Genomic DNA, 21,315 nt, shown 5'->3' on the forward strand with positions numbered 1-21,315 from the left:
AAGAAAATAAATATTTGGATTCGCCGCTGATTAGGCGGTAAATAAAATTACATCGTAATTATTTTTCCATGAAAGTAGCAGGTTTTAAGATCTGCCATATACTCATTTGTATCTTAACCATAAAAACAATTAAGAATTTTCGAGTAATGAATAACAAATGGAACGTTATTTACATCGGCAATGAATACAGCACGGACAATCGCACCAGCAGTCATCACATCGCCAAACGACTCGCCGCTCAGCATAATTTACTTTATGTTGAGGCAGCAGGATTGCGTCTACCTCGATTTTCTCTGTCGGATCTTAAAAAAATTTGGAGTCGACTCAACAAGGCTTTCAAGCCAAAATCAAAAGGCGTCTCCAAGGACTTTACCGTACTGTCATTATTTTTGTTGCCATTTCCATCACATTGGTGGATAAGTCGCGCCAATAAAAATCGAGCTATCGAGCAAATTAAACGCAAGACTAAGGCATTAAAGTTTACTGAACGCCCCATTGTCTGGTGCACCGTTCCGACACTGGCGGAAGTTATTGAACAGCTCCACCCGCAGGCAATCATTTATTATTGTGTCGATGATTTTTCCGCGCTACCTGGGGTGAATCAACAACGTGTTATCGGCTTGGACAAGCAACTTAGTAAGCAGGCGGATTTGATTTTTACCCCTTCTATGCCTTTATTCGAGCGCAAGCGCTTAGAATATGAGCAAGTGTTGCTCAGCCCCCATGGTGTCGATGTCGAACATTTTTCTCAAGCCAATAAGCCTGGACCAATACCGCAGGAGCTGGCGAAAATCCAAGGCCCTGTGGTCGGTTTTTTTGGCTTGATTGAATATTGGATAGATATTGAGCTGGTCTGTTTCGTCGCCCGTCAGTTACCGGATGTTACCTGCGTCTTAATTGGCAGGGTCACCGTGGATCTGCGCCAGTTTGATATACCGAAAAATGTGCGCTTTATTGGTCAGCGTTCCTATGAACAGCTACCTGATTTTGCCCGCCGTTTTGACGTGGCTATCATCCCATACGTACTCAACCAGCAAGTCTTTAACTCGAATCCGCTCAAGCTTAGAGAATACCTGGCGACTGGAAAGCCCGTTGTCTCGGTAAGCTGTCCAGAAATCGATAAATATCAAGATGTTGTTAGCATCGCTCAGGATTATCAGGAATTTGCAAAGCTTGTTGCTATGGCGATAGCAAACGATGATCAAGGGGCAAGCACTAAGCGTCAGCAAGTCGTTGCGAAAGATACCTGGGAGTCACGCTATAACAAAGTTTGCCAACATGTTGAGGCAATCCTTAAAAACAAAAACACCATGGAGCAATAATGAGAACCGTTATTATAGGATGTGGTAACCTGGCACGCATTCATGTGCACAAACTACGTAAGCTTAACCCTCAAATTTCCCTCGCTATCGTTGATATTGATCCGCAACGTCTGGAGCAATTTGCTCAGGAACTGGATATTCAGGCGAGCTTTGTCAGTATCAGCGAAATGTTGAGCACATTCCAGCCAGAATACGCCCATATTACGACGCCTCCGGCGAGTCATTTTCAACTTTGTAATCAGCTATTGGAAAATCAGATTCATTGTTTGGTAGAAAAGCCTCTAGCGATGACGAGCGAGCAGGTAGAAACCCTGCTTAAAACGGCCGATGATGCGGACGTGAAATTGACCGTCAATCATATGCGTAGTTTTGACCCTATGGTGGAAGAGGCGAAAAAGCTGATTGAGAAAAAATCGTTTGGAGCGGTGAAAGCGGTAAATGGTCGCTACAGTTTTGATTACTTTGATAATCGTAAATATGACCCTACCAGTCGTTGGATGGATAAATTACCTGGTGGTCCAGTATTTGATATCGCCCCTCATGTATTCAGCGCGATGGAGCAGTTTACCGGGGCATTGAACTATCAGGCCAGTCAGGTAACGGCGATGGAAGGCAAAGTGCATGACTATCAATTGCTGCTTGCTAATCAAAGCGGAATTTTCGCCAGCGCACATATGAATCTAAATACATTGCCATTAAAGAATGAATTAGAGATAGAGTGTGAGCGGGGCTCAATCCATCTCGATTTTCGTAATTTCATTATCAGCTATCAAAGTGTTAGTGCTTTGCCTAACGCTGTTTCCCGTGTGACCGCCAATTTACATGGCGCCTGGCAACTCCTGTGGGGCACCACGAAGGCGGTTGGCAAGTTTGCCCTGAAGCGACTTGACCCTTATGCCGGCTTAGATGCCGTCATTAACGACTTTTATTCAGATAAAATGAACAATCTGTTTGCTCTGGACGCGCTTCGATATTTGCAAATCATGGAGCAAGAATCAGCATTTTTACCACAACCGGAGAAAACCGAAGATATAACCTATCCTGCTGCAGATGTTTTGGTGACCGGTGCACGCGGCTTCCTGGGACAGTCTTTAGTACTGCGTTTGTTACAACAAGGGCGCACCGTTCGCGTTCTGTTGCACTCGAATAAACCCTTGCCTCAGAGCTGGATGGAATATGAGTCGCAGGTTCAAGTGGTAATTGGTGACATTTATGATCAAAAACTGGTTGCCAGAGCTTGTGAGAATGTGACAAAAGTATTTCATCTGGCCGCGGCAATGCAGGGAAACTGGCATTATCACTTAGATACCACAGTGACAGGTACCAATAACTTATTGGCGGCCTGTACAGAACATAAAATCGAACAGCTTATTTACATTAGTACGTTAAATGTTTATCACGGTGATGATTATCGTCATAGCTACAAGATTGATGAATCTTTCCAGTTCGAGCGGGAACCTCAGAATCGCGGTAATTACTCCCATGCTAAGTGGCAGGCTGAGAATGCTGTGCGAGATTTTGCCGATGATAATGCGCAAACCCAGGTAACGATTTTCCGCCCTGGACTTATCTATGGTCCTGGTCTGGATCCATGTCTTAATGATTTAGGTATTTCTGTGGGGGACCGCTTTTTGCTCTCAATTGGCATGGGTGATCGTCGCTTGCCTCTGGTCTATGTTGAAAACGTTGTCGATGCCTGTATGGCGGCCTTAAAACAGGACGAAGGGGCGCTAAAAATCTTTAATTTGGTTGACAATGATTATCCAACGCAGCGCGAATATATTGAGTTGCTTAATCAAAATGGTAAACAGAAACGCCTGATCCCAGTGCCATTGACGGTCTTTAAGTCCGCATTCTGGGTACTGGATCATATGTGTGCTTTAGGTTTGAAACGTAATCCACACTTGTCTTATCGATTGCGATCTATTTCCTCGTCACCGGTATTTGATACCAGTGAAGCGCAACAGGTATTGCAATGGCAGCCTCAGGTCGACTTAAAGCAAGGCATCAGCGCGGCTATGTCTGCGGCAAACCAGGAAAAGAACGCTTAATTCAATGAAAGAGCTTCTTCTTAAAAGTACCGCATTTCGATTTCTGGAACGGTTTGTGCTGCTGGTTATCTCTCTGTTGCTGACGCCGTTTATGATCAAGCATTTGGGTGAGGACGGATATGGTCTGTGGATCCTGATACTGTCCGTTCTCACCTGGTTTAATGTGGTCAATCTGGGATTTCCTGTCGCTGTGCAACGCAATATTACCTTAGCGTTGGAAGAGGGGGATCAGGGCAAAGTCAATCAGGTGTTTTCAACCTCAATAGCGCTGTTTTTTGCGCTTGGCTTGCTTGCCGCCGGCGGCCTGCTGGTATTGGCGCAATTTCCCGATTGGCTTGGTGTGCCCGGGCCAATGGAAATTACCGTCACTTATTGTTTTTACTTTTTAACCCTAAAGATCATCTGGGGTTTTTTAATGAATTGTCTGCATGGATTTTATGCGGCCGTATTGCGTTTTGATATTGACGCGAACATCTCTTCATTAAATGCAATATTAAAGGCGTTTGGGGTATTTATATTTTTGCCGCAACTGGATATTTTTGGTGCGGTAGCGGCCACGTTAGCTGCGGATGCAATAACCAACACTTACAAATTATATTGGGTCAGGAAGAATTATCCGCAACTGACTTTCAGCAAGTCTTTGATCAGCCGATCGCAATTCTCCAGTCTTTTTCATTTTTCTAAACATGTCGTGGCAATGGGGATTGCCCGGACCATTAATGCCAAATCGGATCCGGTCATTGTTACCCGTATTTTTGATGTTGCCGCGGTTACCATGTTTAGTATCGCCAATCGCCTGGCGCATCATGTTGAAGCTTTTGTGGGCTCGGTTTCCGGGTTGTTTCAGCCGGTATTCACCCGTATGGTTGCTCGCGGCACCAATATGGAACGCTTCTTTCATCAGGTTACCAGTTTAAATATATTTATCTGTGTGACGTTTTTCATGCCGCTGTATATTCTTAGTCCGTTGTTTATTCCGCTGTGGGTAGGCGAGCAATTTCTTCCTGCGGCGCAGCTTATCGGATTTTTTGTGTTTGGTTATCTTTGCATTGCTGCCGGCAGCGGAATTAAAAATGTCTTGCTTGCTCAGGCAAACCATAAATGGTTGTCCGTGGCTAATTTGATCGGCGCTATCGTCCATATTCTGCTGTCGATTTATCTGGCAAAAGACTATGGGTTAATGGGAGTCGCGATGGGAACACCCATTGGTTTCTTTGTTTCGGAGTTAGTCATCAAGTGTTACTTGCTCAAACATTATTGTCAGTTCCGGTTATGGCCTATCTACTTTCGGTTCCTGTGTGCGCTAATAATCCTATACGGTTTTGGCTATCCGATAAAAACCTGGGTGCTGCAGTATAGCGCTTCGGGATGGCTATCCTTATTGGCGTTTGGGGTTGTGCTTTTCCCTTTAATTGCATTAATGAATTATTTCTTGCTGTTAGATCGCGGCGTAAAGGACAAATTGGGTGCAATGCTTACTCAATTTCGCTCGTCTCAACCGGAATCGAAAGGCGTCATTAAATAACCGTGTTTACAGGAATTTGGTTGGCGACAAACAAGTTATAATAAAATTTAATTTGCTCCAGCAAGTTAACTTGAATTGTCTATACTCAATGAACGAGCAATCAATAATAATCAAATTGTAGAAATGGATATTTACAGTTCTCTGTTTAAATCAGTTTTATTTCCAGGATATGAGCGCATCAAAGGCCGTCGGACCTCTTCATTATTGACCGCTGCTGAAGATCGCTTGCACTGGCCTTTGGAAAAAATCGAACAATACCAGCTTCGATGTCTCCGCAATCTTCTTCAGTATTGTCACCAGCATGTCCCATATTATCAGCAGCAATGGCGAGCTCTGGATTTCAACCCTCAAGAATTGACTTCCGTGGCGCAGTTAGCACAGCTGCCGTTGTTAACTAAGCAGGATATTCAGGACAATTATGATTTATTAGTGCCTCAAGATAAACGCGCCAGCAACTATAAAAAATCAACCGGTGGTTCAACAGGGCGACCCTTTCATTTTGAATTGGATAAGGGAAGCTATGAATCTCGGCAGGCGATCATGTGGCGAGGTTATGGTTGGGGTGGCGTCGGTATCGGCACCCGAACCTGGTATTTGTGGGGGGTGGAATTGGGTAGTCAAAGTTGGAAAGCGAAGGTTAAAGATGACCTTTTTCATCGTTTCTATCACCGTAAAATCGCCAATTCGTTTGCCTTAAGCAAGGATAATTTTCAGCAATATATAGATCAAATAAATGACTATCAGCCTAAAGCGATCGTCGCCTATGTGGCGCCTTTGTATAGTCTGGCTAAATATATTAATGAACAGGGTATTCAATTACATCAACCGCAGGTGATCTTAACCGGGGCTGAAGCACTACTTGAATACCAGCGTCAGGAAATCCAAAAAGCATTTCGATGTCAGGTGTTAAACACCTATGGTTGTCGCGAGTTTATGTTGATAGGTGCAGAATGTTCACAACAGCATGGTTTGCACATTAATATCGACCAATTGGTGGTGGAAACGGTAAATGATCAAGGCCAGAACCTGAAAAACCAAGTCGGTGATATCGTGATTACCGACTTATTTAATTATGGAATGCCCTTGGTTCGCTATGTAAATGGTGATCAGGGCGTTATTTCACAACGCCGCTGCCAGTGTCACAACCCGTTGCCAATGCTTGAGTCGGTCAATGGTCGCAAATTAGATATTATTCGCTCCCCACAAGGTACAATCTTACCAGGAGAATTTTTCCCCCACCTGTTAAAGGATTTTCGCGGCATTGAGCGATTTCAAGTGCGACAAAAATCTCTGTCGAGCCTGGATATTTTTATCGTCGCAAATGATCAGTACGACAGAGCTGTACAAGACACCATAAATGGTCATATTAAACAGGTCATGGGAGAGCAGCTGCAAGTGGCTTTTCATCAGGTGTCCGATATCCCATTAACCAGTACGGGCAAGCACCGTGTCACAATATCGGAGTTGTAATGGAGAAATTACTGATCATTACAAATCTATATCCGTCTTCTTGGGAGCCAAATCGAGCCACGTTTAATAAACAACAATTTGATCGCCTTGGAAAGCATTTCCACATTAAAATCCTGGTGCCTGTTGCCTGGCCGCAATGGTTTAAATTATCAGCGGAGAACAAGTCCGAAGGGGCGGAAGATATTCGCTATAGGCCATTTTTTTACACGCCTAAAATTGGTTATTCGTTGTTTTCGGCATATATGCTGATCTCATTATTGGCGACATCCTGGCGTTGGATACGCAAACAACGGCCTGCGGCTTTACTTGCTAGTTGGGCTTACCCGGAAGGTGTCGCAACGGCGATGCTCGCAAAATTGATTGGCTGTCCATTTTTTATCAAGGTGCATGGTAGCGATGTTAATGACTTTGCTAATGATAAGCGGCGTGCAAAACAGATTGTCTGGGCTGCCAATCGAGCCGCTGGTGTATTTGTAGTCAGCGATGCCTTACGCAATCGTTTAATCTTACTTGGCGTGGCTGAAGACAAATTGCATCTGATCTATAACGGCGTCGACAACACGTTATTTTTCCCTACCAAAGCGCAACCGCTTAATCCAGCCAAGCGTTTATTATATGTGGGGAACCTTAAGGCGAATAAAGGGGTGATGGAACTTATCCAAAGCTTTATTGCCTTGCTAAAACATCATCCTGATGCAGAGCTTGTCATCGCGGGGCAGGGCGCGATGGAACCTGCTATGAAACAATTACTCGAGCAGGCCAATGTGCAAAATAAGGTGACTTTTCTCGGCTCGATTGCCCATTCACAGGTTGCGGATGAAATTCGTCGGGCACGAGTTGTTGTTTTGCCTAGCTATGCGGAAGGGGTTCCAAATATTCTTCTGGAAGCGATGGCTTGTGGCAAACCCGTTGTGGCCACAGAGGTCGGCGGGATCCCGGAGATCGTTACTGATGAGACCAGTATCTTGGTGCCAGCCAAAACGGTTAAACCATTAACAAGTGCGCTTGATGATGCGTTAAATAAAGCATGGTCACCGCGCGATATCGTTGAACATGCCAGTCAATTTGACTGGCAAAAAAATATCCATCATGTGCAGCAAACGATCGCACAAACCTTAAAGAATCATGATGATAAATCAGTGGTGTCGATATGAGTCTAAAATCGCGCATTATTCAGCGCTTATTGCCAAATAATAAAATTTATACCAAGAAAAAGTCTGGGGAAAAGCGTCTTTATTTAACATTTGATGACGGTCCAACGCCAAAAGTTACCCCTAAAGTGCTGGATTTATTATCCCGCCATCAGACCAAAGCAACTTTCTTCTTTATTGGCAAACGCATGGCTAACAATCCTGCAATCGTACGACAAGCGATGGCTGACGGCCATACTCTGGGTAATCATTCGTACAATCATAAAGGGTTTAAATACATGCCAACCAAAGAACAATTGGCGGAAATCATGCAAACCAATGCGTTGATGTCGGAGTTTGAAATTCAGGGGCAAAACATATTATTTCGTCCTCCTCATGGGCGCTGGCGCCTTAGCCTGTTGTGGCAATTGATAAAGCGCAATATTCCTGTGGTGCTTTGGTCGGTAGATAGTCAGGATTATTCTAAAAAAGAATCCGAAGAATTATGTCAACGTCTGTTAAATATGCCGATGAGCGATGGCGACATTATTTTATTCCATGACGATAATGATCAATGCCTGGAACTACTTGAAACGTTAATACCCGCGTGGAAGGCGCGGGGGTTTGATTTCCACTCTTTATCTTAAACCTTGGAGAGCGCAGTGAAAGACAGTTTACTTCATTTTTATACAAAATCTGGCAAGGTCATGTTTCTCAATAATATTGGCTTGTCTGTTTTTCGGAAGATGCCTAAGCGGTTGCGGATCTGGGGGATATATCTGGCAAGCTATTTACGCAAACCAAAACCGGATGCCTGCAAATTCGTAATCTTTGCTCAAGGGCGGACTGGCAGCACGGTATTGGTCGATTTGATTAATTCTCACCCCGATATCTTTTGTTATGGCGAAATCCTGGCATCGAGCGTGGTCCGCAACGTCAGCAATCCGGTGCGCTATGCTCAAGGTTTGACTGCGTTTACTAAAACCGATGCGGTCGGATTTAAAGTTAAAGTTTACCAACTACAAAAAGCCCATAAACAAGATCCTGGCAAAGTGCTTCAGGATTTTGTCAATCAGGGCTGGAAAATCATCTATTTACACCGGGATAATCTATTGGAACATGCAATATCCGATTTACGTAGTGAAAAAACCGGTACCTATCACCACACGAGTAAAGGTCAAAAGCAGCATTCTTTGGTGGACATCAACTATGAAGAAGTTGAGCGGGTGGTGAAATTTAGGGAAGAATGTCAGCGTGCAGAGCTCGATGCCCTGAACAATCTGGAATTTTTCAATATTTCTTATGAAGAACATCTCAGTGATGCACAGAAGCAGACCGAAACCCTTAATCGGCTGTTTAATTTCCTTGGTTTACCTAAGCATCAGGTAAGCACGCGTTTTAACAAAGTGATCAAAACCGATTTGTCGAAAGTGATTAGCGACTATGCACAATTGGAGCAACGCATAAAAGATTCTCCATATCAGCACTTTTTAACGGTACGTTAATCGTTAATCATTGAAAAATTGTAAAACATCTTAGCTTTCGGTGCCGGCGAAATACCGCAATGGGCAATTTACACATGAGGCAGGGAATATGAATACAGAACCAGATGCCATGTTACCAGAAAAACTCATCATCACCGGTGGGATGCAGCGTCGTTTCCACTATGATATGAAAGAGTGGACTGGGTATGCTGCAGCCAAGGCCCTGCAAATAAACTTTGAGCCGGATTTGAGTATCAGAGAAGTGATTGATTATAATTCGCCAAAAGATTGCTTACCGGATGATAATGAAGCATCAATAACATTCAAATCCGGTACGCGTCGGTCTCAAAATCTCTGGGTTGCAACTCAAACCGAAGCCTTATGTTTCTCTACCGATGATTTTTCTTTGCAGCAAAGGATCACTCACCCGGTTTTTAATGATGTCCATCATGTCTATCCGACGTTGGAAAATACCTTATTGATCACATCTACGGGGCTCGATGCGGTTTTTGAGTTTTCTGCGGAAGGGGAAAAGTTGAATGAATGGAGCTGCACCGAAATGGATATCTGGCAAAAATTTGACCCAAAACAAGATTACCGCAAAGTCCTTACCACCAAACCGCACGCGGTGCATCCCAATCATTGCTTCGAATATCAAGGTAAATATTGGGTAAGTAACATGAAAAAGAGCCAGTGCCAATGCCTGCAAACCGGTGAAGTGATCAATCTGGACTCCGGAAATATTCACGATGGGATTTTGGTAGGAAAATTTGCATATTTTACTCACGTAAATGGTTTTATTTCGAAAGTTGATATGGATTTACAAAAGGTCGTGACCGTCTATGATATGAATCGTGTCGACACTGGACCTAAACAATTGGGGTGGTGCCGAGGCTTATATTGCATTGATGAGGACAGGTTTCTGGTTGGGTTTACCCGTATTCGACCATCGAAAATGCAAATGGGTATGGAGTGGTTGAAAAACCGTTTTTATGCCAAAGCCTGGCAGGGGTGTTTACCCACCCGTATTTGTCTGTTTAACAGTAAAACCATGACGTTTGACTGGCAGATGGATCTTGAAAAACACGATATTCACGCCGTATTTTCCATTCTTTAACGACGTTTTTCTCTTTTAAAATACACAACAACACCGGTTGCGGATTGCCTCACTCGGTGTTGTTGTATGTTGCACTGGTTAATTTCAAATAGGCTGAATATTACTTCATTTATCCATGAGGTTAGCTTTTGTATGTATTCGCGCAAGTCTATGCAGTAACACAGAGAATCTGTTCACTACAAAGATTTTACAATAGCATGATGATTATCAAATACATGATGAACATGCTAAGTGGTGCATACAACATTATTCTGCCGACGATTTTTGGGTCTTCACTGACTCTGACTTCGGGGATTTCATCCCGAACCTGAACATAAACGGCGTAAGACAATCCTAAGAATATGTAAAGGAACACGATATAGCTTCGACTTAAAAAGAAAGAGGTCGCCATAAAACCGACCAGTGAATAGAAATAACATTTTGCTAGCATCACGTTATTAGCCAGCGTCCTGTTCTGCAGCTGAACCTTGTACTTTTCTTTATCTATGGAAATCACTTTTAACAACATCATCATGGTTAATACGATAGTGGCAAACCACAAGGTATATCCAATGATGCCTAATTCTGCGAAAATTAATACATAAGAGTTATGTGCAGTGCGTTGATGTAGTTCAATAAACTGGTTCATCCCCACCCCGAACAATGGGCTGCTTTTGAACATTTGTACGCCCTCATACCAGGCTTCGATTCGGCCATAGGCACTGGCTTCATCGGTGCTAATTTCCCGGAATAAGGACATTGCTACAAAAGTGAGGGGTAAGGTTATCAAGGATATGAATGCCGCTTTAACCGTACCAAATTGGAAAAAACAATATGTCAGGCACATAAAAATCAAACCGATAAGAGCGCCTCGCGAGTTCGCCAGAAAAATCCCGTATAACAGACCCGCAACCAACGCGAGATAAAACAGGCGCATGATAAAGCTATTACTATTGGCTCTAAGGTAAAACAATATCGGTAAATTCATTAAGAAAAACATGCTCATATCATTCGGATCATTGAAAATTCCAACGTAGCGAATGCGAGTATCCTGAATAAGGCTTACGCCAGACCAACCAATACCTTCGGGATGGGCTCTCTGGCTGAGGCCATGATGCAACATGATAATGCAGGTTAAGGTGAAGAGAAAAAAGATCCAATTTTGTTTTGACGGTGAGTTAACCAGGCTGGCGTACATGAAAAAAGGCAATAACCCGTAGATAAAAAAGTCTATTGCCGCATAAACACCACCCCCGAGCCAGCCATTCCAGAGGCCGGATATGGGAATTAAGAACATTACTCCTAACAGGAACCAGGACTGATAGCCCCATTGTTTGGGTCGCTGTGAGGCAAGAAAAAAAACAAATGCAATCATGAGAAAATAGCGAGCAAATGGTGTGGGATCGGGTGTATAAGACCATTCCTGCGGGCGAATAAACAGAGCGATGGTGTAAAGAAATAGAAAGAAAAAGCCAATATGAGAACTATTTTTATCGTACAGGCTTACTGATTTTTCCATAACAAAAGGTCCCTAGCTTGCTTTAATTTATTATTCATCGCAAAACCCAAATTACTGGCTTTCTTAATGGCCAGCTGAGAACGAAATAAATCTCGACTAATATTTGCAAAGTTTTGTTTATACGAACGTTCTTGTGCACCTTTCATAAAATCATAATGACTAAGTTGGCGCTTGATGCATTGTTCAATTAACAAGAAGTGAGACAAAAATCCGGGCGAAAGGTTGGGTTTAAAATCCGTATCCAAACCGCTTTGGTAAAAATAACACGTCTCATTATAGGTTATAGCATAAATTGCCGATATTGCTTGGCCTCGGGCAAATAAGACCCATAATTCCAGCCAATTTTGGCGGAGCGCCAGGCGCATAAATTTTTCGTGGAATTCGGCAAATTTCTGAGCGCTGAAAACACCGGGTTTACCTTGTTGTTTCCAGCGTTTTTGATGTAACGAACGCAAGTGGTTAAGCCCTTCGTCAAGGTTGGAAAAGTTGCGATACGCTTTAAACTCTCCGCTCAGTTGGTTGTGCCACTGGTTCTTATGCCGAGCCAGTTTTTTTCGAAATGATGGCGATAGCTGCTGCTGATACTGCTCTTGGGTGGCGGGTAGTTGGCATAGATAAGCAGTACCAACGCACCGACTGGCATGGAAAAAAGACTTACTCATTCTTTTTGCAAATAATGCCAGGCAGCTATTTGCCAGATAGTTATCCAGAATGATATGCGCAACCGCTTGTTGTGGTTTTTGACAATAAGGCTGAATCACGTTTTGCGAAGAAAACAGGCAGTCCATTAACGTATCGGCAAGACTGTTGGTGACGTTTTGAAAATGTTTTGGGGCACACAGAATATCCAGATACTCGCTGGCGACCTCTTCGTGTTCGCTTTCTCCAGTACCCAGCATTCTTAGCGTTTGGTCTTTAATGTAAAACGGAGCGATGGCTACCAGAGAATTCTGATCGTATAAAAGAATGATGAATAGGTGATCCTCTGGCTCGGCATAGGTATGCCACCAGATATTTAACCAGTTGAAATCCAGAAAAAAGCTTAAATGAGGTAGCTTGATCATATGGGCATCCCATGTCCCACGTAGCTCATCAAACCCTTTGGTTGTCGTTATTATTCTGCAATCCAAAACCATGACTCGACTAAAACTCCTATCATAGTTATAGATGTAAATTCTCAAATACCCCAATTAATTTGTCGATTTATTTTACTACCCTTATATCGGCCTAATTTTCGACTAAGCTTAAGCCAATAGCAGCTCTTATTTTCTATAAATAACAAAAAATTAAGTAAAGGATTATGAAATATATATGGTTCGGGCTTTTAGCCATTATAATGGTCTTTTCAGCCTTTAAAGTCTATGCAGAACACTCCTTGAAACTCGAGGTTTTATCGGCTCATTCCGGTAATCAAATTGCGATACCTGTGCCTCGTAATAAAATTGATTTACGGTCGATATTGCTCGTGCAGATTCTTAAAAATGGCCAGTATAAGACGTTGCAAGACGTCAATATTTCCTACACCCTGCTTTGGCCTGAAACGGGCCTAAAAAAAAACTCTATACGTGGGCTGGTAATTGAACTGCCCAATGCTGTTAGTAAAGGCGATATGTTGCAATTACACATTTTGGGGCAAGGGAAGCAGGCAATAGATTCCTGGGTCGAAACCTCAGATACGTTTGTGGATGTAGCGTTTTCGCCGGGGTGGTTACAGGATGCGTTATACGCCCCTTTAAACGCACAGCAAAGTGGACCGCCGAACTGGTTTGATTTTGCCTATCGTCAATTTGGGTATCAGCTGGCGGACATGGAACAAATCAATCAGGATCCGAAAGTTAAAAGAAATTTCACGACGTCCCCGCCATGGCTGTATGATCGAGTTTACGTTCTTTACCAGCTTTATTTCCAGACTGGCGATATCTATTTCAAACAGATGGCGCATAGTTCTGCCGAAGTTTATCGTAGCCACATTAACGAATTCGGTTATTTCTCCCTTAAAAAAGGTAATGATATAAAGTATTTATTATCTCCTGGAATGCTCCTTGATTATCAATTGCATCCGTCAGGTTACACTGCTGAGTTGATTCATCAGTTTTATCAGAATTCCTTGCGCTGGCCAGCTCAGTATCAGTTGGGGCATACGTTTTGGACAGAGAGAAATCTTTCTGTGGCATTAGCCAATGCGCTGACGCAATGGGAATTGACCCAAAGTAGCGACAGTTTTGCACGAATTGAGGCTCTGGTTTCGGGTTCCATGGCAACGCTTAAAGCAGCGCAGAAAAAAAACTTAAACTGCCTCGCTCACCCTTATCGGGTACACGAGGGAAAGAGCGACAACACCTTGGTGTGTTCGCCGTGGATGAATGCATTGCTTGCCCATCAATTGTGGAAATTGTGGCGGATGACAGACATGCCAGATGCGGCGCATTTGATAACTGCACTTGGTAAGAATGTCGTGGAACAGGGAACTTATCTGGCACCTAATGGCAAAATAAAAGGTCGAACCGTACCTAAATACCTTATGTTCGCGCAACAATCTAAATTTGAAGATCCCATGGCGTATTCTGATTTGCAGCATGCCTGTGACGTGGCTGGATTGGTCGTGAGTGCCCGATATCTTGCGCTGCACCAGCGGAAGGATCCAGATTATTACAAAGATACTATGAATAATTTGCTATCGAGTTGTCGAGCCAGCCTTGGCGTCGATAAGAAAAAAAATAGCTGGAAGATAAAGCCTCTAAGAAAATTCAACTGGTGGTTTAACTCGACCGGTAACCTGTCTTGGAAGTTGGCGGAGCTGGATGAACACGATCGTTTAGTAAGGGAAGGAAAGCCAGCCAAATAAAGCTGGCTTGAGAAGTGGCCATCATCGGAAAGATGATTACCCTAGTTCAGATAGAGTTGCTTATATTTATTAGCACAGTTTTGTAAAGAAAAGTTCTTTTCAATCATCGTTTTGCTGCGGTTAGCATATTCAGATACAGTTTTTCGGTCATTAATACAGGTTTCAATGATCTTCGCTAAAGAATTACTGTCATTGTAGTCAAATAACCAGCCGGTATTTTCATGTGATACGAGCCTTGGGTTACCGCCAACATCCGTTGCGATGACGGCACACTCGCTTGCCATCGCTTCGATGATGGCCAGCGATAGTCCCTCAGTTTCTGACGTTACCACTAACACGTCAAACGTAGAATAAATCTTATCTCGTTGATTAATGACCCCATGAAATACCACGTTAGCGTTGGGTAGATGCTCATCTTTAAAACGTTGTAGGTGGTCAAGACAGGGACCATCGCCAAAAAAATGGACGCTGATTTTGCGTTGATCCTGTTCCGAAAGTTGTACTAAAGCTTTTAGGAGATTGATTTGGTTCTTAATGTCAATCATGCGTCCAACAGAACCCAGTGCCAATGTATCGTGATTGACCTCTTTGCCGCCAATTATCTCGGGTAACAAAACCGCATTGTCTATCACCCATTTTTGCTTGTTGTGCCAACCATGATGGGTACTGAATATTTGTTGGCTTTCTTCACTGACAAAGGTAATTGTATGAATATACTTCTCACAATACTTATGCAGCATTTGCCAGGTGGGATCATCAAGGGGAGCAGCTCCATGACGGGTATATATGATTTTTCGTTTACCAATTAACGGGAGAATCGGCGCGATAAATTTTAATACATGAGGGGAATGAATGTGAATGACATCGACTTTCCTTAGGATTCGATGCAAGCGTGCCAGCGCAAAAAATTTGTGGCCTCGATTAAATATCACATCCAAATTAAGATTATGGCATTCGCTGACGAGAGGATCGTCCTGATGACCAAACGAGAATATCTTTGTTTTAATATCGTCATTTCGCTGTTGTTGACATAGATCCAATACAAATCGTTCTGCTCCGCCGATCATCAAACTGGATACCATGTGCAAGACGGATAGCTTATTAGTTTTAGTTTGCATGCTCATGCTTCGTTGCTTGTCATAACCTAACTATAGAAAAAACCTAAGATTTGACAAATAAATCTGAGCAACTATTCATTAACTATGGGAATCATAAGGATATCGTTGATGAATATATTGGAAATCGTTCAGTCCCTCGACAAAGGGGGAAGGACTGTGCGCTTTGTAGACACAGTGTTGGGCCTACGTAAAAAAGGCATGCAGGTCTTTCCTTACTCACTTAAAGCACCGGAAAGGGCGCTTCGAATTGATGATATTTGTGTAATACCTCGCCATCAAGGATACAATTTTTCCTTAGTTTTGCAATTAATCGAGATTATTCGCGAAAAAAATATTGATATGGTGCACGCCCATTGTGAATATACTCAATTTTATGCAGCGCTTGCCTGTAAGTTTACCCGTATTCCTATCGTTGCGACCATGCACCGATCAGACTTGCAAAAATATCAGCCATCACTATTAAATTTTTGTTTGCGTTATTTAGTCGATTCCTTTGTCGCAGTTTCTAAAGACCGACAGGGTAAGCTGATTGCGCAACTATCCATTCCGTCTGAAAAAACTTGTGTGGTGCATGGCGGTGTAGAAAAAATCAATAGCGTAGAAGACGAGCAACGCTTATTCATTCGCGACAAACTAAGTGTCTCAGACGATGAGTTTATTCTATTTAGCCTTGGGCATCTTGGTGAGATAAAAGGCCACCAGCATACGATTTGTGCATTGCAATATATCGATAATCCTAATGTACATCTGTACATCGCCGGTAGCGGTAGTGAAAGCGAAAAATCAGAGTTAAAAGCACTCGTAGCTAAGCACCAGCTGCAGGACAGGGTCCATTTTATCGGTCAAACGAATATCGCTAATCAGTGGATGCAGGCCTGCGATATTTTCATCCAACCCTCTTTAGAAGAAGCGTTTGGCTTGGTATTTATTGAAGCCGGCTCGTATTCCAAGCCAGTGATTGCTACGAATGTTGGTGGTATTAAAGATATTATTTTAAATAACCAAACCGGGTTGTTAGTTGAGCCAGGACAACCTGAAGAAATTGCCGCTGCAATCACGTTATTGCAAAGTGATCCGGGTATTCGTGAATCATTTGGCCGCAATGGCTTGATCAGGGTACGTCAAAAATTCCTGCTGGAACACATGATCAATCGTTATCAGCTATTATTTAATGATTTGCTGACTTCCAGAGTTTCTCTATGGAGCAAGTTATGGTCACGATAATTATCTCGCCAAGAGATCGTTATTCGGGGGTGCTTGAGTGTATCCGCCTAGTTTATAAGTACACGCCAGAGCCATTTACCTTGATGGTATTAGATTTGGGCTACCCGACACAGGTGCGCGAAAAAATTGAACGATTACTGACACCGCATGATAATGCGAGCATTATCAACTTAGGGTTGATGACACCGATGCGCGCACTCGCCAGAGTTCGAGATCGTATCGATACCCAATTCGTTATGCTGTTGGATAATGATTCTCAAATTACTGAAGGTTGGCTGCCGCCTTTATTAGAAGTCGTGAAAGATGAAAATGTTGCTGTTGTTAACCCGTTAACGTTGGAAAAAGAGGGTGTCGACCAGGGTGCGATGCTGCGTACTCATTTATATACCAATGAAATTCGCAGCATTGAGGTGGCTGGTGTTCAATATTTGATCGAGTCAAAAAGCTTCCGGCGTAGTTTGCCAGAAACATTGCCTAAAGAAATTCGGGCGTCAGATATGTTCGAGCTACACGGTGTGCTTTTTCGAACTAACATACTGAAAACGATTGAAATACCGGACATGGTAATTCGCGAGCATATCGATATTGGTCTGCAATTGCACCGCATGGGGAAAAAGGTACTCTCGCAACCTAACTCCGTAGTCATTTTCGATAATCTGGGTACTCGCATGACATTAAGTGACATGCGCTATTTTTTCCATCGTTGGTCAAAGAAACGGTGTTGGCATTCCGCCAGAGAATTTGAGCGGCGCTGGGGCTTAAACTTTTACTCTGAAGATGCCATGTATTTATGGGTTTTTCGTCGTCGTGTATTCCTTATTTGCCGCTGGCTTTATTTACCAATCCCGATAGCAAATAAAATTACTGGCGCAGCAGCACGGATCTATAACTGGTTTAATCCAATCTATGAACCGCTAGAGGATCCAATAGGGCAGTCGGAGCGCTTTTTGCCTTAATTTTCCACTTACATCAGCTATCGGTAAAATCCATAAGCTTTAGCGGCAATCTCACTTAAAAGTTTGTTAATTTTTTTTACATTGACCGTGGGGTCTCGCCTCTAAACTTTCATAACGTATTGAATTTAAAAGTTAGTTTATGGTGGCCTGAGTTTTGCAGTCTATTCTTGACTTAGTAGCGTTACCGGTATTGGTTGCTAAGCATAAAAACAATTGAAATCTTAGGTTATTGTGTAATGGGAGTCAGGATGCAAGTAAGCGTAGTAATACCTTTTTTTCAGGATTATGAATATTTTCCTGAAGCCCTTGAATCAGTGCGACGACAAAGTCATCAGGCCGCGGAAATCATCGTCGTCAATGATGGCAAAGATGAAAAATCTCAGCAATACCTGGAGCAGTTTGACGATATCATTGTTATACACCTTCCTGAAAATCGTGGTTCAGCAGCAGCTCGGAATGCGGGTATTAGCGCTGCCATGTATTCTTGGGTCGCGTTTCTGGACGCCGATGACGTATGGTTGGAAAATAAACTTGCCATGCAAGTCAAGTTCCTGACCGATAACCCGCATTTCGATGGGTGCCATGTAGGGGTTTGTACATTTAATCAACAGGGCATTCAAAAGACCTATCTCAACAAACCCGGAAGTCTGCAAATTGAGGATATGTTAATTGATACCCATATTCTGCCGAGCGCGTTCATGATCAGACGTCAGGCATTGTTAGATATTAACTTATTTGATGTCAATTTCCGCTGTAAACAGGATCAGGAGCTCACGTTACGATTAGCGGTGGCGGGTTATCAGGTTGGTTTTATTAATCAATGCCTGATTAAATTAAGACGGATGAATCATGGTAACACGACGTCAAGCGGACATAAAATTATTGCCGGCGCATGGCAAATGCTCAGGAAACACTGGCATTTATATCGTCAATACCCTGGCACGTTGTCGCGATTTGTCTATTTATCGTTAATGACTGCCGGAGGCAAAATGCGTGGATTAGAGCGCAAAAGTTGCTTTATTATCGGTAAAACCATGACCTGGTTGATCCCTGGTTTGCGCGCCACCGCTAACGGCTAGCGCATCAAATAACCGTCAATTGTCCTGAGCTAGCAGTGGCTCGCATTGCATATCACAATGTCTAAATTGCCATACCAACTTATCTTCAAAAGCGGAAGAAAACAGCGACTTTATCCGCATAATCTTAAAACGCCTTACGTTACCTGTCTGAAATTCATTGCGTTGATACCAGAGCTGTAAATGGGCCTGTTGGCGGCCTTTTTGCAAGATATATTCAGCATATTTTTTGTGGTCGCGAAATTGCATGACTTGCCAACCCATAGGTAGAACTTCATTATCGTAATAACTCGGCTTGCAATCGAGATCGTTACAATAAAATAGATAAATTTGTTCGATGCCGGAATCTTCAAAGCCTGCCAGTGGTTGTTCGCTAACACTGGAATAAAACTTAATGTCAGCACTTGGCGTTGGTGGCATCTGCTGAGCAATTTGTGCTTCGGGTCTGTTGGCTAAAAGCAAATAAGAAGAGCTCAAAAGCAACAAGATGGCCGTCACTATGGCAATGATTTTATTGATACCCTGCTGGTTTTTTGGTGGTGAAGGAGTTGGCGCATTATCATCTGCCAGTTTATTACCCAGGTAGAACAGGATTACCATAAAAGGAACATATAGATACCAACCGAAGTTATTATGGTCGGTCATAAGCTCGCTTTCCATATTGGTATACTGACCAATCAAAATAAGACTAATAATGCGAATCCAGTTAGTCACCAATGCGCCCAGCACAGCAAACCCGAAAAATATACACGCTGAACTCAGCTTACGAATATACAAAAACACATACAAGCTACTGATGGCAAGGGATACCAAAAGGTAGCGAAGGCCACTACATCCGTTTGCAACCTCAAATGTGCCTGCTGGCAGACTGATGAATTGGTCTTGCACGTAAAAAGGTATGGCGGTGAATTGCATTAGAAAACTTGCTGCAGCGACAGACATATCCTGAAGCACGCCGGTTAAGGATCCCCAAAGCGGCATTAGGAAGATCAAATACAGGGTAGGAAAAATAACCGCGAGCCGGGTTTTGAAAAACATCAGGCTTGCGCTAGCTAATACCAGAATAAAGCTAAGCCAGTAGCCGATACTAATTTGCGCACGCACCGTGACTATCATACAAAAACACGAGAGTAACAGTGCCGAGAACGCAAACCATGAAAAACGGCTTCTCAGAGCGAATTGTCCCCGTTGCCAACCATCATAAAACAAATAACCACTAATGAGTGGAATCAAGTACGCGTGGGAATAGGTCCCATCATCAAAACTGTGGCGCCATAATGTGGTTAGTATCGGCGTATTAATGAAAGCGACTAGAGCGAATAAAGCCAATAGCACATACAAGGGGCGATTGTCAGTGTTTAGATTAGCATCCATGAGAATAGGTTGAATCCTTTAATGTTTAAATACCTGGCTGTAACACGATGTTTCTCAGCCATTGCTTGCCGTTTCTTAACGAGAGATAACTCTTAGCCATTAACCTTATGGTCCACTTTCTCAATCCCCATATCGGTGTTTTTGATAACGAATAACCCATGTTAACAAGCGTTTTTCCTGCAAGAGCTTCAAAACATACCACTTGGTACGGACTGAGTTCGTTTTGCCAGCGTTGGGCTTTACTGGCGTCAATTTTCGGTTTTACATATAAATCAATGTTATCTTGCCGGATAAGTTGATTATCAAGAATATTTTGATAATAGTCCTGATTTAGCTGGCTCACATCTACTTGCAAAAAAGCAGCAAGTTGCAAATAGGTTTGTTCCGGTTCTGCGAGCAGGGTTTCGTAATGCAAACATAAAAACTGCTCGCCCAATTGCAGACCCGCGGTTTGAGCTAATGACACAAATTTTTGCCACTGCCAGGCGATATTAAATGGCGATTTTGGGTATTGTCGTGCCGTGGGATGAAAGCGCCTTTCCAACATTGACTGATAAGCCGCACGACCATCACGAACTATATGAATAAATCGGGCATCAGGAAAAATTTCATGGAGAATCGGGATATGTGCAGCGAAGTACGGTACTTTGCAACCCCAGCGCTTTTTATTCTCCAGGCGATTTAAAAAGGCGAAATAGATACACTCGATTAATTGTCGTAAGTTGAGTTTAGCGTATTGAGCAATGCGTTGTTCGATTTGCGATCTTTCAACGTGCCATTGGCTGAATGTGTTATTGTCATGTTCAAACAGATCGTCAAGCAGTGAACGAATTTCATTCTCGCTTAGGTATTTTTGACAATCCTGTTTCAGTAGATAATAAAAACGTAGGATGAAATCATCTTCTGGCGGAATGGCCAGATCGTCTATTGCCGATAGTTTTACCTGCAATAGGGTTGTGCCAGAACGGGGACAACCCACAATAAATACTGGCCCAAGTCCAGGCTCTGCAAGCGTTGCGAGAGCATTCACCATATTGTTATTTTCCTTCATAGTGAAAAGGCATCTGATTTTACTAGTCTTCTTATGTCTAGTTCACAATGAAGGAAATATCTAGGTGTTTGCGC

The 21,315-nt window shown here is 43.0% G+C and carries 17 protein-coding genes; 12 read left to right on the forward strand and 5 right to left on the reverse strand.

All coding sequences use genetic code 11. The annotated features are described in order from the left end of the window. The first annotated feature begins 146 nt into the window (after window positions 1-146). The 8 genes from ACHUFQ_RS00440 to ACHUFQ_RS00475 all read left to right on the forward strand — a co-directional run bounded on the left by ACHUFQ_RS00440 (window position 147) and on the right by ACHUFQ_RS00475 (window position 10,099). The gene (locus ACHUFQ_RS00440) at window positions 147-1,322 is read left to right on the forward strand and encodes a glycosyltransferase (protein ID WP_394171931.1); all 1,176 of its coding nucleotides are present in this window, start codon (window positions 147-149) and stop codon (window positions 1,320-1,322) included. Beyond that, window positions 1,322-3,373, forward strand: a complete 2,052-nt coding sequence (locus tag ACHUFQ_RS00445) for an NAD-dependent epimerase/dehydratase family protein (protein WP_394171933.1) — start codon at window positions 1,322-1,324, stop codon at window positions 3,371-3,373. The genes ACHUFQ_RS00440 and ACHUFQ_RS00445 overlap by 1 nt, the downstream gene beginning before the upstream one ends. Window positions 3,374-3,377: 4 nt before the next feature. Further along, complete coding sequence (locus ACHUFQ_RS00450) at window positions 3,378-4,898, forward strand: lipopolysaccharide biosynthesis protein (RefSeq protein WP_394171934.1); 1,521 nt, start codon at window positions 3,378-3,380, stop codon at window positions 4,896-4,898. 75 nt (window positions 4,899-4,973) lie between these two features. Further along, the gene (locus ACHUFQ_RS00455) at window positions 4,974-6,368 is read left to right on the forward strand and encodes a phenylacetate--CoA ligase family protein (protein WP_394171936.1); all 1,395 of its coding nucleotides are present in this window, start codon (window positions 4,974-4,976) and stop codon (window positions 6,366-6,368) included. Further along, entirely contained in the window at window positions 6,368-7,522 is a 1,155-nt protein-coding gene (locus ACHUFQ_RS00460) for a glycosyltransferase family 4 protein (protein WP_394171937.1), read from the forward strand. Before ACHUFQ_RS00455 ends, ACHUFQ_RS00460 begins: the two co-directional genes overlap by 1 nt. Next, window positions 7,519-8,145, forward strand: coding sequence for a polysaccharide deacetylase family protein (locus ACHUFQ_RS00465; protein WP_394171939.1), 627 nt, complete (start codon window positions 7,519-7,521; stop codon window positions 8,143-8,145). The genes ACHUFQ_RS00460 and ACHUFQ_RS00465 overlap by 4 nt, the downstream gene beginning before the upstream one ends. A 15-nt stretch (window positions 8,146-8,160) precedes the next feature. Then, window positions 8,161-9,003, forward strand: a complete 843-nt coding sequence (locus ACHUFQ_RS00470) for a hypothetical protein (protein WP_394171941.1) — start codon at window positions 8,161-8,163, stop codon at window positions 9,001-9,003. A gap of 88 nt (window positions 9,004-9,091) precedes the next feature. Continuing rightward, window positions 9,092-10,099: a hypothetical protein gene (locus ACHUFQ_RS00475; RefSeq protein WP_394171943.1), complete on the forward strand. Its 1,008-nt coding sequence runs from the start codon at window positions 9,092-9,094 to the stop codon at window positions 10,097-10,099. 187 nt (window positions 10,100-10,286) lie between these two features. On the opposite strand, the gene ACHUFQ_RS00480 is transcribed toward ACHUFQ_RS00475, so the two are convergent. Next, window positions 10,287-11,597, reverse strand: a complete 1,311-nt coding sequence (locus ACHUFQ_RS00480) for an O-antigen ligase family protein (protein WP_394171945.1) — start codon at window positions 11,595-11,597, stop codon at window positions 10,287-10,289. Then, window positions 11,582-12,661, reverse strand: coding sequence for a GNAT family N-acetyltransferase (locus ACHUFQ_RS00485; protein ID WP_394171947.1), 1,080 nt, complete (start codon window positions 12,659-12,661; stop codon window positions 11,582-11,584). Before ACHUFQ_RS00485 ends, ACHUFQ_RS00480 begins: the two co-directional genes overlap by 16 nt. A 236-nt stretch (window positions 12,662-12,897) precedes the next feature. Between ACHUFQ_RS00485 and ACHUFQ_RS00490 the strand changes: the two genes are divergently transcribed. Further along, window positions 12,898-14,442, forward strand: a complete 1,545-nt coding sequence (locus ACHUFQ_RS00490) for a hypothetical protein (RefSeq protein WP_394171948.1) — start codon at window positions 12,898-12,900, stop codon at window positions 14,440-14,442. A 41-nt stretch (window positions 14,443-14,483) separates the two neighbouring features. Here ACHUFQ_RS00490 and ACHUFQ_RS00495 read toward each other — a convergent pair whose 3' ends face one another. Then, window positions 14,484-15,560, reverse strand: a complete 1,077-nt coding sequence (locus ACHUFQ_RS00495; protein ID WP_394171950.1) for a glycosyltransferase — start codon at window positions 15,558-15,560, stop codon at window positions 14,484-14,486. A gap of 108 nt (window positions 15,561-15,668) precedes the next feature. On the opposite strand from ACHUFQ_RS00495, the gene ACHUFQ_RS00500 reads away from it, so the two are divergent. The 3 genes from ACHUFQ_RS00500 (at window position 15,669) to ACHUFQ_RS00510 (ending at window position 18,819) form a co-directional block, all read left to right on the forward strand. Beyond that, entirely contained in the window at window positions 15,669-16,784 is a 1,116-nt protein-coding gene (locus ACHUFQ_RS00500; RefSeq protein ID WP_394171952.1) for a glycosyltransferase family 4 protein, read from the forward strand. Next, window positions 16,772-17,740 carry a glycosyltransferase family 2 protein gene (locus ACHUFQ_RS00505; protein ID WP_394171954.1) on the forward strand — a complete coding sequence of 323 codons (969 nt, stop codon included), beginning with the start codon at window positions 16,772-16,774 and terminating at the stop codon, window positions 17,738-17,740. Before ACHUFQ_RS00500 ends, ACHUFQ_RS00505 begins: the two co-directional genes overlap by 13 nt. 248 nt (window positions 17,741-17,988) lie before the next feature. Continuing rightward, entirely contained in the window at window positions 17,989-18,819 is an 831-nt protein-coding gene (locus ACHUFQ_RS00510; protein WP_394171955.1) for a glycosyltransferase family 2 protein, read from the forward strand. A 15-nt stretch (window positions 18,820-18,834) separates the two neighbouring features. Here the strand turns inward: ACHUFQ_RS00510 and xrt are convergent, their stop codons facing one another. Both xrt and ACHUFQ_RS00520 read right to left on the reverse strand, forming a co-directional pair. Continuing rightward, window positions 18,835-20,190: an exosortase gene (gene xrt / locus ACHUFQ_RS00515; RefSeq protein ID WP_394171957.1), complete on the reverse strand. Its 1,356-nt coding sequence runs from the start codon at window positions 20,188-20,190 to the stop codon at window positions 18,835-18,837. 25 nt (window positions 20,191-20,215) lie between these two features. Beyond that, complete coding sequence (locus ACHUFQ_RS00520) at window positions 20,216-21,223, reverse strand: sulfotransferase family protein (protein WP_394171959.1); 1,008 nt, start codon at window positions 21,221-21,223, stop codon at window positions 20,216-20,218. Between the last annotated feature and the right edge of the window lie 92 nt (window positions 21,224-21,315).

This window comes from Thalassotalea litorea, from assembly GCF_043642205.1.
GTDB classification, from domain to species: domain Bacteria; phylum Pseudomonadota; class Gammaproteobacteria; order Enterobacterales; family Alteromonadaceae; genus Thalassotalea_A; species Thalassotalea_A litorea.

Excerpts from the sequence above, each read along its gene's own strand:
- ACHUFQ_RS00440 (WP_394171931.1), top strand. The coding sequence starts at position 147 with ATGAATAACAAATGGAACGTTATTTACATCGGCAATGAATACAGCACG.
- ACHUFQ_RS00445 (WP_394171933.1), top strand. The coding sequence starts at position 1,322 with ATGAGAACCGTTATTATAGGATGTGGTAACCTGGCACGCATTCATGTG.
- ACHUFQ_RS00450 (WP_394171934.1), top strand. The coding sequence starts at position 3,378 with ATGAAAGAGCTTCTTCTTAAAAGTACCGCATTTCGATTTCTGGAACGG.
- ACHUFQ_RS00460 (WP_394171937.1), top strand. The coding sequence starts at position 6,368 with ATGGAGAAATTACTGATCATTACAAATCTATATCCGTCTTCTTGGGAG.
- ACHUFQ_RS00465 (WP_394171939.1), top strand. The coding sequence starts at position 7,519 with ATGAGTCTAAAATCGCGCATTATTCAGCGCTTATTGCCAAATAATAAA.
- ACHUFQ_RS00475 (WP_394171943.1), top strand. The coding sequence starts at position 9,092 with ATGAATACAGAACCAGATGCCATGTTACCAGAAAAACTCATCATCACC.
- ACHUFQ_RS00480 (WP_394171945.1), bottom strand. The coding sequence starts at position 11,597 with ATGGAAAAATCAGTAAGCCTGTACGATAAAAATAGTTCTCATATTGGC.
- ACHUFQ_RS00485 (WP_394171947.1), bottom strand. The coding sequence starts at position 12,661 with ATGATCAAGCTACCTCATTTAAGCTTTTTTCTGGATTTCAACTGGTTA.
- ACHUFQ_RS00490 (WP_394171948.1), top strand. The coding sequence starts at position 12,898 with ATGAAATATATATGGTTCGGGCTTTTAGCCATTATAATGGTCTTTTCA.
- ACHUFQ_RS00495 (WP_394171950.1), bottom strand. The coding sequence starts at position 15,560 with ATGCAAACTAAAACTAATAAGCTATCCGTCTTGCACATGGTATCCAGT.
- ACHUFQ_RS00500 (WP_394171952.1), top strand. The coding sequence starts at position 15,669 with ATGAATATATTGGAAATCGTTCAGTCCCTCGACAAAGGGGGAAGGACT.
- ACHUFQ_RS00505 (WP_394171954.1), top strand. The coding sequence starts at position 16,772 with ATGGTCACGATAATTATCTCGCCAAGAGATCGTTATTCGGGGGTGCTT.
- ACHUFQ_RS00510 (WP_394171955.1), top strand. The coding sequence starts at position 17,989 with ATGCAAGTAAGCGTAGTAATACCTTTTTTTCAGGATTATGAATATTTT.
- xrt (WP_394171957.1), bottom strand. The coding sequence starts at position 20,190 with ATGGATGCTAATCTAAACACTGACAATCGCCCCTTGTATGTGCTATTG.
- ACHUFQ_RS00520 (WP_394171959.1), bottom strand. The coding sequence starts at position 21,223 with ATGGTGAATGCTCTCGCAACGCTTGCAGAGCCTGGACTTGGGCCAGTA.